16 protein-coding genes and 1 riboswitch are annotated in these 16,740 nt (G+C 42.3%); of the genes, 6 read left to right on the top strand and 10 right to left on the bottom strand.

Going from position 1 to position 16,740, the window contains the following annotated elements; translation table 11 throughout:
• Positions 1-54 precede the first annotated feature (54 nt).
• The 6 genes from PW220_RS02680 to PW220_RS02655 form a co-directional block, all read right to left on the bottom strand.
• Positions 55-1,041: an anti sigma factor C-terminal domain-containing protein gene (locus PW220_RS02680; protein WP_238139145.1), complete on the bottom strand. Its 987-nt coding sequence runs from the start codon at positions 1,039-1,041 to the stop codon at positions 55-57.
• Positions 1,022-1,525 (bottom strand): RNA polymerase sigma factor, encoded by a 504-nt coding sequence (locus tag PW220_RS02675; RefSeq protein ID WP_248054743.1) that lies wholly within the window; start codon positions 1,523-1,525, stop codon positions 1,022-1,024. The genes PW220_RS02680 and PW220_RS02675 overlap by 20 nt, the downstream gene beginning before the upstream one ends.
• Positions 1,526-1,640: 115 nt before the next feature.
• Positions 1,641-4,337: a phosphoenolpyruvate carboxylase gene (gene ppc, locus PW220_RS02670; protein ID WP_248054745.1), complete on the bottom strand. Its 2,697-nt coding sequence runs from the start codon at positions 4,335-4,337 to the stop codon at positions 1,641-1,643.
• 19 nt (positions 4,338-4,356) lie between these two features.
• The gene (gene ftsW / locus PW220_RS02665) at positions 4,357-5,571 is read right to left on the bottom strand and encodes a cell division peptidoglycan polymerase FtsW (RefSeq protein ID WP_248054746.1); all 1,215 of its coding nucleotides are present in this window, start codon (positions 5,569-5,571) and stop codon (positions 4,357-4,359) included.
• Between the two features lie 139 nt (positions 5,572-5,710).
• Complete coding sequence (locus PW220_RS02660) at positions 5,711-6,076, bottom strand: DUF4430 domain-containing protein (RefSeq protein WP_172024324.1); 366 nt, start codon at positions 6,074-6,076, stop codon at positions 5,711-5,713.
• A complete protein-coding gene (locus PW220_RS02655) occupies positions 6,073-6,555 on the bottom strand; it encodes a hypothetical protein (protein ID WP_316716463.1) in 483 nt (160 codons plus the stop codon). Before PW220_RS02655 ends, PW220_RS02660 begins: the two co-directional genes overlap by 4 nt.
• A gap of 132 nt (positions 6,556-6,687) precedes the next feature.
• Here PW220_RS02655 and PW220_RS02650 point away from each other — a divergent pair, with 132 nt between their 5' ends.
• The 6 genes from PW220_RS02650 (at position 6,688) to lysS (ending at position 11,891) form a co-directional block, all read left to right on the top strand.
• Complete coding sequence (locus tag PW220_RS02650) at positions 6,688-7,533, top strand: glycoside hydrolase family 25 protein (protein WP_105124675.1); 846 nt, start codon at positions 6,688-6,690, stop codon at positions 7,531-7,533.
• 26 nt (positions 7,534-7,559) lie between these two features.
• Positions 7,560-7,655: riboswitch (TPP riboswitch) on the top strand.
• Positions 7,656-7,710: 55 nt separating this feature from the next.
• Positions 7,711-8,259: an energy-coupled thiamine transporter ThiT gene (gene thiT, locus PW220_RS02645; RefSeq protein ID WP_248054753.1), complete on the top strand. Its 549-nt coding sequence runs from the start codon at positions 7,711-7,713 to the stop codon at positions 8,257-8,259.
• A 102-nt stretch (positions 8,260-8,361) separates the two neighbouring features.
• On the top strand, positions 8,362-9,204 hold the full coding sequence (locus PW220_RS02640; protein WP_248054754.1) for a DUF368 domain-containing protein: 843 nt from the start codon (positions 8,362-8,364) through the stop codon (positions 9,202-9,204).
• On the top strand, positions 9,204-9,686 hold the full coding sequence (locus tag PW220_RS02635; RefSeq protein WP_248054755.1) for a YbaK/EbsC family protein: 483 nt from the start codon (positions 9,204-9,206) through the stop codon (positions 9,684-9,686). The genes PW220_RS02640 and PW220_RS02635 overlap by 1 nt, the downstream gene beginning before the upstream one ends.
• Positions 9,687-9,688: 2 nt before the next feature.
• A complete protein-coding gene (locus PW220_RS02630; RefSeq protein WP_248054759.1) occupies positions 9,689-10,312 on the top strand; it encodes a histidine phosphatase family protein in 624 nt (207 codons plus the stop codon).
• Positions 10,313-10,400: 88 nt separating this feature from the next.
• Positions 10,401-11,891, top strand: coding sequence for a lysine--tRNA ligase (lysS, locus tag PW220_RS02625; RefSeq protein ID WP_248054761.1), 1,491 nt, complete (start codon positions 10,401-10,403; stop codon positions 11,889-11,891).
• A gap of 415 nt (positions 11,892-12,306) precedes the next feature.
• Here the strand turns inward: lysS and PW220_RS02620 are convergent, their stop codons facing one another.
• From PW220_RS02620 to PW220_RS02605, 4 genes are all read right to left on the bottom strand, one after another.
• Positions 12,307-13,371 (bottom strand): LLM class flavin-dependent oxidoreductase, encoded by a 1,065-nt coding sequence (locus tag PW220_RS02620; protein WP_248054763.1) that lies wholly within the window; start codon positions 13,369-13,371, stop codon positions 12,307-12,309.
• A gap of 127 nt (positions 13,372-13,498) precedes the next feature.
• Positions 13,499-14,749 (bottom strand): ABC transporter permease, encoded by a 1,251-nt coding sequence (locus PW220_RS02615; protein WP_248054765.1) that lies wholly within the window; start codon positions 14,747-14,749, stop codon positions 13,499-13,501.
• Positions 14,750-15,445, bottom strand: coding sequence for an ABC transporter ATP-binding protein (locus tag PW220_RS02610; protein ID WP_172049648.1), 696 nt, complete (start codon positions 15,443-15,445; stop codon positions 14,750-14,752).
• Complete coding sequence (locus PW220_RS02605) at positions 15,426-16,589, bottom strand: efflux RND transporter periplasmic adaptor subunit (protein WP_248054768.1); 1,164 nt, start codon at positions 16,587-16,589, stop codon at positions 15,426-15,428. The genes PW220_RS02610 and PW220_RS02605 overlap by 20 nt, the downstream gene beginning before the upstream one ends.
• Positions 16,590-16,740: the final 151 nt, after the last annotated feature.

The following is a 16,740-nucleotide window of genomic DNA, read 5'->3' as shown; positions in this document are numbered from 1 at the left end:
TCAAAATATAAAAACCTTGTCTGAATACACTTCAAACAAGGTACTAGCCATCTGCTATTCGAAATCTAATCGATAGTAGGGTTGATTTGGAGTTGAAGCACCAATACTAGACGCATAAATCCAGTCCTTACCCTCCAACTGTGCAAAGTCTTCTGCTCTGCCTGTTAGGATAATGCCTGCAAATTCTAGCTTATCAATCTCTTCTTGTTTAGAGAAGTCCGTTTTACCAAATTTGTCCAAGAAAGTTTTGACATCTGTGACGAGTGCGTATTCCCCTATATAATGATTATACTGTTCAGCCATTTTTTTCATAGGTGCTAAAGGATTCCATGCAGCTGCTTCTGTTGGTAATTCAGCATCTGGTTCATAAACCTTTAGAGCCTCTCCTTGAAAACCAAACAACTGATCAATGCGAAAATCAGCTGTGTTCTCCTTAGAAGCTGTTCCAATCCAGTACCAATTCTTTTTCAAATTTTGAGGAAGCATGGTCTGCAAGTCTCCAAAACTATATTTTTTGTCAAAAGTGATGGCTACTTCTACTAGCTGATTGGACATGTCTTTCACTAAAGAAAGTTCTTGACTTGGAACCCTTGCAAAGTCATCTGTGTCAACTTTCTCCGTATTATAGAAGAGAGGGAGTTTTGACCAGGTTTGACGATCATAGGCAATCTCTCCTTTATAAGAAGGACCATCTTGAGAAAAATTCAAATACGTTCCCAACCAATCATAGTGGTATTCATAGTCACCAAAGGCAACTGGAACCCCTGCCAAGTCTTTGTGGCGATCTGCATGGACAGCTCCAGCAAATAGAGAGGTCGCTTTATAATAGTAGGTTGAGTATTCAATGTTTGGATAGGCAACTTGTGACAATAATTCGTGTTCTTGATAGATTTTTTCACCATTATTGGCAGTCAAAATCTGTAAGGTCTTCAAGGTCGCTCCCGTTATCAGCAAGAGCCCTAATATAGATAGACCAACCGTTTTCCATAAGTGTTTTTTCTTACTTTTCTTTGTTGCAATTTCAAAAGTTTTCATATTCATACCCTTTCTCTTTTAAGTTTTTTGCTAGAAGTTTTCGACCGCGGTAAAGATTGATTTTCACCAAACTCTGACTATATCCTAAGATATGGGCAATCTCTTTGACACTCATATCCTGAAAATAATAAAGGTCAATGACATGCTGATACTTGGTTGGCAGGTCTGCTACTGCCTGATAGAGTTCTTCATAACCATCTTGGTCATAAACCAAAACCTTTTCGCTGGCAAAAAATTCCCTTTGTAGAATTTCATGATAGTGCTTGTCCCTCCTGTATTTGTCGATGTAGGCTCTAACTGCCGAACGATAAAGCCAGGCTCGTAATTTGTCAAAAGGAAGGACAAGTTCTGCTTCTAAGATTTTCACTAGTACATCTTGGGCTATATCCTGACTATCTGCAAATGTGGCGCCTGATTTTTGCAGGTAGTAGGAAATCTCCTCGGCAATGCCGATGACTTCTTTTTCATATTCATCTAATTTGATGCTCATCTCCTCCTTTCACTAATATAACGAATGGAATTCTATTTGGTTACACATTTTTTAAAAATATTATATCCTTTACCGTATTAAAAAAGCAACCTCCGAAGAAGTTGCTTAAATAAGATTAACCAGAATTTCGTAAACCTGTCGCCACACCGTTGATGGTGATGTGGATGAGGTTTTCTTGTTCCTTACTGAGTTCTCCACGACGAAGGCGGTTAATCAGTTCAATCTGAATATAGTTGAGGACGTTGAAATATGGCATACGGTAGTCTAGACTGGCTTTGAGGAAAGGAAGTTCTGCTAGTAAGGCATCATTTTGCTCAATAGACAGGATAACATCCTTGGTCAACTGCCATTCATCTAAGATAATATGGAAGATATTTCTTACTTCTTCGCTCTCACACATTTTCGCATACTCAAAGGCAATGTTCATGTTGGATTTGGACAGAACCATGTCAACATTCGATAGGAGTGAACGGAAGAATGGCCAGCTTTCATACATTTTCTGTAATTTTGCTAAGTTGGCTGGGTCTTTGTCAATAAAGCGTTTAAAGCTGGAGCCTACTCCGTACCAACCAGGAAGCATGACACGGTTTTGCGACCATGAGAATACCCAAGGAATGGCACGAAGTCCACCAATTTCCGTAATCGTCTTACGAGCTGCTGGACGAGAACCGATATTTAGACTAGATACCTCACGAATTGGACTTGCTGCAAAGAAGTAATCGTAGAAATGAGGATTGTTAAAGACTAAGTCACGATAGATTGAGTAGCTATCCGCCACAATGGCGTCCATGGTTTCACGGTAACCATCAATCTCATTTGGATTGGTAATCATTTGGGTAATCATGCGGTCAAGAGTTGCTGACACCAGCATTTCCAAATTGTAGTAAGCAGCATCCTTGTTGCCATATTTATTACCAATTACTTCGCCTTGCTCTGTCAGACGAAGGCGGTCTTTGATGGAACCAAATGGTTGTGAAGTAATGGCATCATAGGATGGACCGCCACCACGACCAACGGTACCACCACGACCATGGAAGAAGGTAATATGAACACCAAATTCTTGACCGATTTGTGTCAATTCATTCTGAGCCTTGTAGAGTGTCCAACCAGATGAGAGATAGCCTCCATCCTTATTGGAATCCGAGTAGCCTAGCATGATTTCTTGATAATATTTATTGCCCGCAATCCAACGTTTAGCCAAATCAAGTTGCAGGTATTGGCGCATGGTTGCTGAAGCATTGTCCAAGTCCTCGATGGTTTCAAAAAGTGGAACAATCTGCACACGCGCCTTGTCCATATCGACCAAGCCAACTTCTTTCAAGAGGACCGCGAGTTCTAAGAGGTCAGACACACTCTCAGAATGAGAGATAATGTGTTGTTTGATGATCTCCTCACCAAGTTTGTCTTTCAATTCACGGGCTGCTGCAAAAATAGCCAACTCTTTTTGCAACTGCTCCGACTTAGGAACATGGGTGGCAGAAAGAATGCGCGGATCTGTTTCTAACTGTTTCAAGAGAACATGGCATTTTGCTTCCTCAGACAAACTAGAGTAATTTTCGACAATGCGGGCTGAAGCCAAGAGCTCTGCAACACTTGCCTCGTGAATAGAAGAGTCCTGACGCATATCAATACTTGCCAGGTAGAAACCAAAGGCCTCCACTGCTTCCAGCAATTCTGTCAAATCACCCTTGATCAAAGCACTTGCCTTATTATCAATCAAAGACTGATTTATCGCAAGCAAGTCTTCTTTAAATTCAGTGACATTGGCGTAGCGGACATCAGAAGGCTTATTATCCACCAAGTAATCGCGCGTATTGGCCAATTTCATCTGAATATAATGGAAGGCACGACGGTAAGGTTCATTTTCCCGATAGACTGAACTATCCTCTGATTTTTCAGCCAATAGTTTGACAGCTGTCGAAACCTTCACGATGGAAGTTGAGAGAGAGAAATTACGGTAAAGTTTATGGAGTTGCTCATCGTAGTAGTTCATGATGACTTGACACTGGGTCAAGGCTGACAATTTCAGTGTTTCTGCCGTTACAAATGGATTGCCATCTCGGTCACCACCGATCCACATGCCCATGGTAATGGGGCGAGGATTGTTAAGCTCAATGCCTTTTTCTGCAGCCAAGCGCTTGTACTCACCTTGTAACTTGGTCACAGCCTTGATAAAGGAAGAATTGTAGTATTCCATGACATTGGTGATTTCGTTGGTTACCTTCAACTTCTTCTCGCGAATCATATCCGTTTGCATGATGATTTCAATGTAGCAACGAAGTTGGTCTTCCCACTTAGTTTTGTTCAGCAAACCCATTTTGACATCACGGTAGCGACGAAGCAACTCATGGATATGTTTGGTCAAGTCCAACATAGATTGACGTTGCACCTGGGTTGGATGGGCTGTCAAAACGGGAACAACATTGAGTTTTTCCAAAATTTCTGCCGCATTTTCCTGCTTGGCCACCATGTCAATCGTCGTTGAGATTTTCCCAAGATAATCTTGGTCGATATTATTCTGGTGGTTGATTTCATAGGCCAAATCCACATCTTCTGAAATGTTAATCAGCAAAGGAAGGACAGCGAAGTAACGAGAAATGACTGCTAATTCTTCGTTATTTAATTGACCAATAATCGCAATCAAGGACTGGTAATCATCCTCACGAGAAAGCTGGGACAATTCAATAATCTTCTTGAAGGTTTCCTGGGGCATCATCTGGGCCGCTACTTCTTCAAGGATAGTCGTTAAAATCGCAATTTCTTCCTGAATGGTTTTTTTATTGTTATAGTTTTCTAGTTTTTGGATAGACATTTCTACTCTCTTTCCTTATTTAGCCGATTGTCCGTTCAATCTCTTCTTCAATCAATTTACGCTTCTCATTGGCATCGATATTGAGGACAAAGGCAATGCCAATCGAAATAATGAGTAGGCTAGACCCTCCTTGCGATAGGAAGGGGAAGGTCACTCCCGTCGCAGGAATAATACCTGCAATTCCACCAATGTTGACAAAGGTCTGAATGAGAAGCATTCCTGCCACACCCAAGGCCATCATGGAATTAAATGGACTGCGGGCACGAACACCTACAATGATAATGCGAATGATGAGGAAGAAAAGCAGGGCCAAAATCAAGCTAGCACCTACAAATCCCAACTCTTCAATCACAATGGAAAACACAAAGTCTGTCTGCGCTTCTGGTAGATATCCCTTTTTCTCAATGGAGTTACCCAAACCGCGACCCAACCAGCCACCATTACTCATGGCATAGAAGGAATGGGTCAACTGCAACCCTGCCCCCGTGGCATTGCCAAAAGGGTCAAAAAAGGCTGCGAAACGACGGGCGATATAGCCAAACAGAGGAATTTTCTCAACTGTTTCAACACCAAGAATAAAGATTGTTCCTAGAACAAAGCCTGACACTGCAACGATACTCAAAACCGCTGTCAAAAACCACCGATAAGCAATACCACTGACACTAATCATAATCACCATAATCAAGACGACAATGGTAGCATTTCCCAAGTCAGGCAAGGTCGCTACCATGGCTAACAAGAGGAGGCTGACCACGCGCCAATCAGTGAATTCTCTAGGAATCCAGCTCCCCTGTATTAAAGCCTGGTAGTCATAGGTCCGAATATCAGCCTGCTGTTTGGCAAATTCGTGGGCCAAATACCAGATGATAATCAACTTGAGGTATTCGGCAGGCTGCAAATTACCAGCTCCAGGCAAGGGAATCCAACCGTGGGCCCCATTGATAGGCGGAAACAATCGAGAAATAGCTAAGAGAAACACCTCGAATAAAATAACTGAGTAAATGACAGCCTTCCTTCTCAAAAAGCTTAATTTCATACGGTAAATCGTGTAAATTGCAAAGAGGCTGACACCCCAGAAAAGCGACTGGTTAATGACTGTTCTAAAAGGGTTCCCTCCATTGATAATTTGCGTGGCACTGGTTGTTGAATAGACGATTATCAACCCTATCACAGATAAAATTAGATAGGGAATGAGAATGGAATAGTTCAATAACTGCCGTTTGTCAATCTTCATTTCTAATCCAACCTTCTTTCGAGTACTGGGTTCTATTATAGCATACTTTACTATAAATTACCCAGTAGGGTCTATAAAGTAAAGACATCTTTCGGAAATCTACCTTAGCACAAAAAAGAGGGGACCTCCCCTCCTTCCATTATTCAAATGTTTCAAGATAAAATTCAATCGTATCGCCAGCAGCTAGTTTCAGCTCTTCTGCCCCCTTGTCTGCCATTTGATTATTGATTTTATACATCCAGTAGGTATTAGTACTTGGATTTTGACTAACACCATCAATAGCTGTTACCATGCCATTATCTTCTTCTACTTGATGGTAGTCCTCTAAAACATCCATGACACTATCGCCCTGCTCAGCCACTACTTCCTGACTAGCTGTTTTACCGTCTTTGGTAATTTGCAAAGTGACTGTTATCTTGGTTTCAGCTTGTTCTACAGGATTTGCCTGACAAGCAGCTAGAACCATTGTCATAAGAAATGTAACAATAAGAAGTATTCGTTTCATTTATAAAATCTCCTAAAAATGTAGTCAATAATGGGATAGAACAAGAAAGTCGAAATCGCATGAAGGCTATCAAAGAATAAACCATTGAACCAGAAGATAAGAGGTGACAGACCAAATTGCCAAGCAGACAAGATACTAATAATCAGGCCATAAACATAGACCAATAGAGCAGCTAGCAAGGACTGTAGCCAGATAGACAATCGCTCCTTGTTCACCAAAGGCCTCACCAAGCACCACCAAAGCAGTTGGACTAGACCGAAGCTAAGCACTTGCCACAGGACTACCGGTCCAAAACCAAAGAGAAGACCACTTCCAACCATGGTTAAGGTCATAACCAGCCAAGCATCCATCAATCCCATAAAAGAAAGACTGACAAGGAATATTGCTGTCAAGGGTTTAATATTTGGAAAAGCACCAAAAACAATCCGTAACACGATGGTTAAGGAAGTTAATAGTACTATTCTACTCAAGCGTTTCACTGTATCATGATTTTTACCCATATAACTTTAGACTACCCTATTATAGCTCATTTGTCAATAGTATCTACCTCACATCCTCTTTTCAATATTATTTTTTTGATTTTTTTTGCTATTTAAGATAAAATAATAGGGATGAGAAAGAAAATAAATCCAATGGTTGTTATTGGTTTTTTCCTATCTTTTTTTATTCTAATTTCCATAACTGGTGTTCTGGGAAATACTGCCAATAAGAAAGAAACCGTAACAGCCCAATCAAGTACAACTGCTAGCTCCAGCTCGAAAAAATCAGGAACAAAGCCTAGCTATCATATCACCAATGCCCTTGAAATGAAACCAATCATTGACGTTTCAGCCTGGCAAAGACCATCCGAGATTGATTACGACACACTAAGCCAGAATATTTCTGGTGCCATCGTCCGTATTCAGAGTGGTTCACATACCAAGAGTGAAAATACAGCCACTGACAAGAATGGACTAGATAAGTCTTTTGCAACCCATATCAAAGAGTTTCAAGCTCGCAATATCCCAGTTGCAGTCTATGCCTATGTAACAGGTAACAGCATTGAAAATATGAAGGAAGAGGCTCGTAGTTTCTATAAGGCTGCCAACCAATACAACCCTACTTTTTATTGGTTAGACGTAGAAGAATACACCATGAATGATATGAATGCTGGGGTAGAAGCCTTCCGCAAGGAGTTGGAAACCCTAGGTGCTAAGAATATCGGTATCTATATCGGAACCTATTTCATGGAGGACCATAGTATTAATGTGGACAAGTTTGATGCCATCTGGATACCAACTTACGGGGACGACTCTGGCTACTACAATGCTGCTCCAAATACTGATCTCGACTACGACTTACACCAATATACATCTCGAGGTTATGTCAATGGCTTTGCCCATCATTTAGACCTCAATCTTATCACAACCCTAAAAGATCCTAATGAAGTATATCAAAAACTATTTACAACCCCATAATAAAATGATAGACTATTACTAATTTCATATACACAAAGGAGTGCTTCGGCTGAGATCGCTTTTGCGAAATCCTCGAACCTGATCTAGTTAGAACTAGCGTAGGGATTGTGTGCTTTATAGACGGTTACTCTGTCCACTATAAACACTCCTTTGTCCACTAAACAAAGGAGTATTTTTATGTTTCCATCCAAAATGCGTGTGTTAGCTGAAGTAGCTATTTTCTCTGCCATTGCCCTGGTCTTTGACAAATTCCCTCTCTTTACCATGCCACAAGGTGGCTCTGTTTCTCTCGTTATGCTACCTATTCTTTTTCTTTCCCTACGTCATGGATGGAGTATCGGCATTCTTACAGGTGGGATTGTAGGCACTGTTCAACTCTTCTATGGCGGTTATTTTCTGAATGTCTTCCAAGTCTTCCTTGACTATGCCCTCTCCTATGCAGGAATTGGATTAGCAGGATTCTTGGCTCCCTTCCTCACCAAACAAAAAGAGCTAAAACAAGCCACTCTTGTCATTAGTCTGGCGAGTCTTCTAGGAGGCAGCATTCGACTGCTTGCCACCTTCCTCTCTGGAATTATCTTCTATGCTGACTATGCCCCTGCTGGTACACCTGTCTGGCTCTATTCTTTTACTTACAATATCAGCTATATTCTTCCTTCGACCATCATTGCTTGTGCCCTACTCATTTTACTCTATAAAGCTAGACCAAGTTTTTATCGTATGTAATAAATCGTGCCTGTGAGATTTTGTCTTTCAGGCACTCTTTTTGAATATTTTCACTTGGTTTGTGCTATAATGGGGACATTATAAATACATTTGGAGGACATTATGGCTTCTTGGATTGCAAGAATAATTAAAGGTATGATTATCGCCCTTGGCTTTATCTTACCTGGTGTTTCTGGGGGAGTACTGGCTGCTATCCTTGGAATTTACGAACGCTTAATTGGATTTTTGGCCAATATTCGCAAGGATTTTAAGGAAAACTTTCTTTTCTTTGTACCTGTCGGAATCGGTGGTATTTTGGGGATAGCTCTCTTTTCATTCCCTGTTGAATTTTTGTTGCAGCATTTTCAAGTGCCTGTTTTGTGGGCCTTTGCAGGAGCAATCGTCGGAACCATTCCCAGCTTGGTTAAGGAGTCAACACTGAAAAGTCAACGAGATAGCCTTGATTGGGCTTGGTTGATTGGTACCTTTGTGGTTTCTGGGCTCTTGCTCTATAACTTAAATAGCCTTGTAGGAACTCTTCCTGCAAACTTTGCAAGTTTTGTCTTGGCAGGTGCCTTGATTGCGCTAGGTATTCTTGTTCCTGGACTTAGCCCGTCAAACCTCTTGCTAATTTTGGGCATTTACACGCCAATGCTCAATGGGTTCAAATCACTTGATTTATTGGGGACCTTCTTGCCAATTGCTATTGGGGGAGCCTTAGCAATGGTCCTATTCTCAAAAGCTATGGATCATGCTTTAAAGGCTTACCATTCACGCGTTTACCACTTCATCATCGGAATTGTTTTATCATCTACCCTCTTGATTTTAATTCCGCAAGCTGGCAATGAAGAAGCTATTTCCTATGCTGGCGCAGGATTTGGTACATGGATTTCCGCTGTGGTTCTCTTCATTTTGGGAACATGGCTAGGACTTTGGATGAGCAAACTTGAGGAAAAATATAAATAATGGCTAAAAAGGTTAAAATAAAGAAAACCTTGGTGGACCAAATTTTAGACAAGGCTAAGATCGATCATGATAGCCTTGTTTTAAATGCCCTCGATGGCCAACTACCACCAGGAATTGAAGAAAAAGATATATACAAAACGCTGGCATTAACAGGTGATAAGACAGGACCAATTATCGGCATTATCCCAATCACAGAACACCTGTCTGAGAAAAAATTAGCCAAGATCTCTGGCAATAAAAAAGTCAGCATGATTCCACAAAAAGACTTGGAAAAGACAACTGGCTATGTTCACGGTGCCAACAATCCCGTGGGTATTCGTCAGAAGCACAACTTCCCAATCTACATTGACCAATCTGCCCTTGAACTCGGTCACTTGATTGTCTCAGCAGGTGAAATTGGTCGTTCGATAAAAATCGATAGCCAGGTTTTAGCTGATTTTGTAAAGGCTGACTTTGCCGATTTGATTGAGGGGAGGGACTAGGCTTGAAAATCTATTTTGTCCGTCATGGAAAGACTGAATGGAATTTAGAAGGCCGTTTCCAAGGCGCTTCTGGGGATTCTGCTCTCTTGCCACAAGCTTTTGAAGAGCTGGAATTGCTAGGAAAACACTTGGCAGACCTGCCTTTTGATGCTATTTATTCTAGTGATTTACAACGTGCAACAATCACTGCTGAACAGATTGCCAAAGCCAATCGATATTGTCAAACCGTCCAGACTAGCCCTCAATTACGGGAATGGAGTTTTGGAAAATTGGAAGGAAGCAAGATGTCAATTTTTCGTGCCATCTATCCCAAGCAAGCACAGGCTCTCAAACATAATCTAGCTCTTTTTAACAATGACCTATTTGATGCTGAGAGCGTTCTCCAGGTAACTCAACGAATGGTGGACTTTGTCCAATCGCTGAAAGAACAAGACATGGAAACAGTCCTCATCGTCAGCCACGGTGCCTTTCTAACCGCTTCCATCCACCGACTGCTCGGATTTACACCCGCCCAGCTCCGTCACCGCGGTGGCTTGGATAATGCTTCCATAAGCATTTTGGAAACGAGAGACTTTGAACACTTTACCGAACTGGCTTGGAATGATACCAGCTACAAATCTCACTAAGAAAGCAGTTACCTGCTTTCTTTTTGCTGATTTTTTCCCTTTTCTATGATAAAATAGAAAGAACAGACTTTGGAGGAATGAAAATTTTATGTCAACTGAACATTTTGAAGAATTAAATGACCAACAGATTGTCCGTCGTGAAAAAATGACGGCCCTTGCTGAACAGGGAATTGACCCATTTGGGAAACGCTTTGAGCGTTCTGCCAACTCAGCTGAATTGAAGGCCCAATACGAAGACAAATCAAAAGAAGACTTGGAAGAATTGGGACAAACAGCGATCATCGCAGGCCGTATCATGACCAAGCGAGGTAAGGGTAAGGCTGGCTTTGCCCACATTCAAGACCGCGAAGGCCAAATTCAGATCTACGTTCGTAAGGATGATGTTGGAGAAGAAAACTATGAAATCTTCAAAAAAGCAGACCTTGGTGACTTTATCGGTGTCGAGGGGGATGTCTTCAAGACAAATGTTGGTGAGTTGTCTATCCATGCTCGCAAGTTAACTCACCTGTCTAAAGCGCTCCGCCCATTGCCAGAAAAATTCCACGGATTGACAGACATCGAAACCCGCTACCGCAAACGTTATTTGGACTTGATTACCAACCGTGAAAGCTTTGACCGCTTTGTGACCCGCTCAAAAATCATCTCAGAAATCCGCCGTTACCTTGACGGACTTGGTTTCTTGGAGGTGGAAACACCTGTCCTTCACAACGAAGCTGGTGGTGCGGCAGCCCGTCCATTCATCACCCACCACAATGCCCAAAACATTGACATGGTGCTTCGTATCGCGACCGAACTCCACCTCAAACGCTTGATTGTCGGCGGTATGGAACGCGTTTATGAAATCGGACGTATCTTCCGTAACGAAGGCATGGATGCGACTCACAACCCTGAGTTCACGTCAATCGAGGTCTACCAAGCTTATGCGGATTACTTGGACATTATGGACTTGACAGAAGGCATTATCCAACACACTGCCAAGGCGGTTGTCGGCGATGGCCCTGTGACTTACCAGGATACTGTCATCAATATCCACGAACCGTTCAAACGTATCCACATGGTTGATGCCATTAAGGAACAAACTGGCGTGGACTTCTGGCAAGATATGAGCTTCGAGGAAGCAAAAGCCCTAGCAGCTGAGCACAAGGTCCCTGTGGAAAAACACCATACAGAAGTTGGTCAAATCATCAACAGCTTCTTTGAAGAATACGTTGAAGCAACTCTTATCCAACCAACATTTGTCTATGGTCACCCAGTAGCCGTATCTCCACTGGCTAAGAAAAACGATGAAGACCCACGCTTCACAGACCGCTTTGAGCTCTTCATCATGACCAAGGAATACGGAAATGCCTTTACAGAATTGAATGACCCAATCGACCAATTAGAACGCTTCGAAGCCCAAGCCAAGGCTAAAGAACTCGGTGACGACGAAGCGACAGGCGTTGACTACGACTACATCGAAGCCCTCGAATACGGTATGCCACCAACAGGTGGACTTGGAATCGGTATTGACCGCCTCTGCATGCTACTGACAGATACCACTACTATTCGAGATGTGCTCCTATTTCCGACGATGAAATAAGAAACAGTAGCTTGCTAGGATTGTTTTCACTAGGATGTTCCAATCGCTTTCAAGTTTCTTGGCGATTGGCTGAAAAGGTCTGCTAGACCTTGTCACTCCCGAAGATGAAATAAAAATTACAAACTGTTTAACACCATTACTTAAAACACTCTTGGAACTTCCAAGAGTGTTTTTGCATGCAAAAAATCCCAACCACAGGGTCAGGATTTTCAGGAGATTATGAAAAATATTTAGGATTGGGGGTGGGACAGACCTCAAATAATCATAGTGAGTTCGTCTTCCCACCCCCGCACAGTTGATTAGGAAGATGTGGAGTGTAAAACACGAACAAATCTTCCAATCAACCACTGCGCTGAGATGTTACCTCCACTTTAGTGAAGTGAAGCTGTTATCAAGTCCCCTCCTTTTTATCTCATCAGTCTTGGGACTGATTTTCTTCTTTCTTCGCAAAATATTCTCGGACAATTGGTGCAACTTCTTTTCCGTAGAGTTCGATGGCACGGAGGACATCTTCATGTGGCATAGATCCAAGTGGCAAGTGGAGGAAGAAACGGTCCAAGTCAAGCGTTTCAATGGTCTTAATAATTTTTTCAGCGACTCGTTTTGGATCTCCGACGATGGTTGCCCCTTCGTCTGTTAGGGAGTAGAGATATTGCGCCTTGGTCATCTCGCTCCAATGTGGACGGTCTTTAGCAATATTATCTGTAATCACCTTGGTCGGATGATAATATTCTTCCACAGCCTTGTTATGATCGTCTGCAATCCAACCCCAAGAATGGGCTGCAACCTTTGTTTTCTTCGGATCGTGAACTGAGTTGCGAGCTACCTTACGATAGGCATCTGCCAGTGGTTTAAAGCGATGGGCACCTGCACCAATGACAGCATAAACGATTGGTAGGCCTTTCTTGGCAATCTTGATGGTGGATTCTACATTGCCGCCAGTTGCGACCCAGATTGGAAAATCTTCCTGTACAGGACGTGGATAGACTGGCTTATTATCGACTGACTGGGTAAAATGCCCATCCCACTTGAGATTGGTTTCCTTGTCGATTTCCAAAAGCATGTCCAACTTTTCATCGAAGAGTTCTTCATAGTCATGGAGATCATAACCAAACAAGGGGAAGGACTCAGTAAAGGAACCACGACCCGCCATGATTTCAGCTCTGCCATTTGACAAAGCATCAATGGTGGTATACTGCTGATAGAGCCTTACAGGGTCCATGGAGGAAAGGATAGAAACTGCTGATGTTAACTTAATATGCTTGGTATTGACAGCACCAGCTGCCAGCACAATCTCAGGTGCAGAAACTGCAAAATCTTCGCGGTGATGCTCCCCAATCCCATAGACATCCAGACCCACCGCATCAGCTAGCTCAATCTCTTTAACCAGTTGACGAATCCGCTCGTCGTGGCTGTAAGTTTCACCTGTCTTTTCAAGAGGGGTTGTTTCGCCAAATGTTGAAATACCTAATTCTACCATGATGTGTTCTCCTTTGAAATCACTATTTCTTAATTGATGAGTTTATTTTATCTCTAATTAGTGATAAAGTCAAGACCTTTGCTCAAAAAAAATAAAACGACTAGGAGAACCTAATCGTTTCATCAAATTATTCGTAACGTAAGGCCTCAATCGGATCCAACTTAGAAGCCTTGCTGGCTGGTAGAACACCAAAGACAATACCAATTACTGCTGAGAAGGCTAAACTTCCTAGAACAGCCGGAAGGGAAATTTCAGCCGTCATATTTGGTCCCATGGCTTTGGTGGTATTGAGAATAAATACAATTGTTTGAGCAATCATCAATCCAATAGCACCACCCAAGGTAGTCAATACCATGGCTTCAATCAAGAACTGCATAAGGATATTCCCACGAGTTGCTCCTAGAGCTTTACGAAGACCGATTTCACGGGTCCGCTCAGTAACAGATACCAGCATAATGTTCATAACACCGATACCACCTACAAGAAGTGAAATTCCTGCAACGGAACCGATAAACATGGTAACCCCTGCCATTTCAGTCCTATAGGTATCCAACATAGCGGACATGTCATAGATGTCATAGCGAGCTTCCTTCAGACCTGTTATGTTAGTCAGGTATGCTGCGGCAGCCTGACCAACCTCAGCAGCTCTGCTCAGATCTTCCACATGAACATACAGACCACTATTTTCTTTAGTCCCCATTTCAGCAGCCAGCTGTGTATTGGTCATAATGGCATTTCCTCCAGAGTTGAATCCATAGAGGGAAGTACCTGCTTTGGGATCTTTGTAAACACCAACTACAAGGTAAGAATTGGCATTGACACTCACTACTTGGTTGAGTGCCGATTCTTGTGAACCGAAGAGTTTCTCTGCCAGAGCTACATCCAACATGATAATGCGGGAAAAGCGGCTGTAATCGTTAGCCGTGAAGCGACGGCCACCCAAAATCTCCAACTCTTTAATACCAAAATAGGATTGACTAACACCAGTAATAAAGACATTATCAGCTTGCGCATTGCCCGCTGCTACAGTAGAGGTACTTGAAGCACTAATGTAGTAGCCACTGAGCCCATCGATTTCCAAAAGTCCCTTTAACATTGTGTCGGTTACATCTGGCTCCTGTTCTTCAGAAGCCTCGCCAGGAACTGTGTAGGTAAATGCACCTTGGGTTCGTTCTTCTGTTCCAACAAAAGGCGTAAAATAGACCTGAACATTATTCTGATCGCCTGCCAAGGCCTTTTCGAATCTCTTAGACACCCCAGTCCCTAAAGCTACAATGATAACAACTGAAGCCACACCGATGATAATACCTAACATGGTCAAGAGAGAACGCATTTTGTGGGCTAGGATAGATTTTAGGGCAAATTTCCAATTTTCCATCTACACATCCTCCCTTCGACTATCTTCGGTAATGATACCGTCACGCAAAACGATTTTACGTTTGGCATAGGCAGCAATTTCAGGTTCATGGGTGACCATGATAATAGTCTTGCCTTCATTATTCAACTCTGTTAAGAGTTCCATAATTTGTTGGCCTGTCTTGGAATCCAAGGCACCTGTTGGCTCATCCGCCAAGATAATAGCTGGTGTATTGACCAGGGCACGCGCAATAGCCACCCTTTGTTTCTGTCCACCTGATAACTCAGATGGCAGGTGAGTCATCCGCTCAGCCAACTCCACTTTTTCCAAATAACGTTTGGCTAATTTTTTCCGTTGATTGGCTGGAACCCCTGCATAAATCAAAGGTAACTCGACATTTTGAAGAGCATTGAGTTTAGAAAGTAAGAAGAATTGTTGGAAGACGAAACCAATTTGGTCATTACGAACGGAAGCTAATTTCTTCTCAGACAGTTGACTAACTTCTTCTCCTTCCAACCAATAGTTACCGGTTGTAGACCGGTCCAAAAGCCCGATAATATTCATCAGGGTGGATTTCCCTGAACCAGATGGTCCCATTATAGCAAGAAACTCACCTTCTTCCACCTCTAAATCGATATCTTTGAGGACACGAAGTTCTTGGTCACCGTTTTTATAGGATTTATTTATATTGGTTAATCTAATTAGCTGGTTCTTCATAGGCTTCAACCTCTTTTCCTTCTTCAAGGTCTGGAGTTGGAATGGTGATGACCTGATCTCCTACTGCAATACCTGCTGTCACCTCTTGATTAAGAGCATCCGCATTTCCAAGAGTAACCTCTACTTTTTTAGCCTTCCCTTCCACAATTATCCATACAAAGTTTTTATCTCCTTCTGGAACAACTGCTGTTACAGGAATTAAAATATGGTTGGTAGTATTAACAACTTCAATATTAACAGTAAAACCTTGCTTCAATTCACCCAATTCACTGGTTAAGGCAGCCTTGAAAGGATACTTGGCACCTGAACCACCACCTGCACCTGCTACTGCACTTGTAGCTTGTTCTGTCGATGGATAGTTAGAAATGTAGGTAATCTTACCAGTCCATGTCTTATCTGGATAAACCTTACTGGTCAATTTTACTTCTTGGTCAACTGCAATGTTAGCCAAATCATATTCTGTTAAATTACCTGTAACTTGTAGGCTACCTTGGTTAACGATATGAACAACGGTCTGGCTAGTTGTCGAGCTTTTGGCAACCGATTTATTGACCTCAACCACTGTACCTGCGACAGTGCTGTAAATAGTTGCTTCTGTCAATGCTGTATAGGCCTTGTCCACAGCTGCTTGGGCATCAGCATAGGAATCATTCAAATCTGCTAATTGAGAATCTACGGAGCGTTGCGCTGCTGCAGTAGCTGCTTCATCTGCCGCCGCATCACCTGTTGCTTGAACAGTTTGACCATTATTTTTTAAATCATAAATCTGACGCCCAATCTTATCCCGACCACGCACAGCTGTATCTAGGGCTGCTTGTAATTCTGTCGCATCATAACTAACCAAAGGAGTTCCGACTTCTACTTGAGTGCCTGGCTCAACCAAGACCTCACTCAAATCACCCTTGGACGCATCATAGTAAACATACTGTTCTTCCGCAGCTGAGATGGTTCCTGTCAAGAGGGTAGATGAAGCAATTGAGCCCTCTTGAGCAATCCGATAAGTCAAACTGGTCGCTGTCTGTTCCACGCTAGGAGATGAGCCACCTAGCACGCCTCCAAATACCAAGGCACCACCAATTAAGGCAACAGCCGCAACACTGAGACCACTGAACAAAGCAATTTTAGCCTTCTTTGTCTTTAACATATGATACTCCTTTTCTAATTCAAAACATATTTATTTTGTATTGTCTTTATAATACACAAATACACGTTTTTTTGCAAGTGTTTTCTTAATCATTTTACAAAAAGTTCGGTATTTTTCCTACTTACAATTTTGTAAGAGAACGTAGTAGATT

Origin of the sequence: Streptococcus sp. 29892, from assembly GCF_032594935.1 — a bacterium.
GTDB classification, from domain to species: domain Bacteria; phylum Bacillota; class Bacilli; order Lactobacillales; family Streptococcaceae; genus Streptococcus; species Streptococcus hyiners.
This window is presented reverse-complemented; position numbering and strand designations above follow the sequence as displayed.

Excerpts from the sequence above, each read along its gene's own strand:
- PW220_RS02650 (WP_105124675.1), top strand. The coding sequence starts at position 6,688 with ATGAGAAAGAAAATAAATCCAATGGTTGTTATTGGTTTTTTCCTATCT.
- PW220_RS02680 (WP_238139145.1), bottom strand. The coding sequence starts at position 1,041 with ATGAATATGAAAACTTTTGAAATTGCAACAAAGAAAAGTAAGAAAAAA.
- PW220_RS02635 (WP_248054755.1), top strand. The coding sequence starts at position 9,204 with ATGGCTAAAAAGGTTAAAATAAAGAAAACCTTGGTGGACCAAATTTTA.
- ppc (WP_248054745.1), bottom strand. The coding sequence starts at position 4,337 with ATGTCTATCCAAAAACTAGAAAACTATAACAATAAAAAAACCATTCAG.
- PW220_RS02615 (WP_248054765.1), bottom strand. The coding sequence starts at position 14,749 with ATGGAAAATTGGAAATTTGCCCTAAAATCTATCCTAGCCCACAAAATG.
- PW220_RS02605 (WP_248054768.1), bottom strand. The coding sequence starts at position 16,589 with ATGTTAAAGACAAAGAAGGCTAAAATTGCTTTGTTCAGTGGTCTCAGT.
- PW220_RS02610 (WP_172049648.1), bottom strand. The coding sequence starts at position 15,445 with ATGAAGAACCAGCTAATTAGATTAACCAATATAAATAAATCCTATAAA.
- PW220_RS02660 (WP_172024324.1), bottom strand. The coding sequence starts at position 6,076 with ATGAAACGAATACTTCTTATTGTTACATTTCTTATGACAATGGTTCTA.
- PW220_RS02620 (WP_248054763.1), bottom strand. The coding sequence starts at position 13,371 with ATGGTAGAATTAGGTATTTCAACATTTGGCGAAACAACCCCTCTTGAA.
- ftsW (WP_248054746.1), bottom strand. The coding sequence starts at position 5,571 with ATGAAGATTGACAAACGGCAGTTATTGAACTATTCCATTCTCATTCCC.
- PW220_RS02675 (WP_248054743.1), bottom strand. The coding sequence starts at position 1,525 with ATGAGCATCAAATTAGATGAATATGAAAAAGAAGTCATCGGCATTGCC.
- thiT (WP_248054753.1), top strand. The coding sequence starts at position 7,711 with ATGTTTCCATCCAAAATGCGTGTGTTAGCTGAAGTAGCTATTTTCTCT.
- PW220_RS02640 (WP_248054754.1), top strand. The coding sequence starts at position 8,362 with ATGGCTTCTTGGATTGCAAGAATAATTAAAGGTATGATTATCGCCCTT.
- lysS (WP_248054761.1), top strand. The coding sequence starts at position 10,401 with ATGTCAACTGAACATTTTGAAGAATTAAATGACCAACAGATTGTCCGT.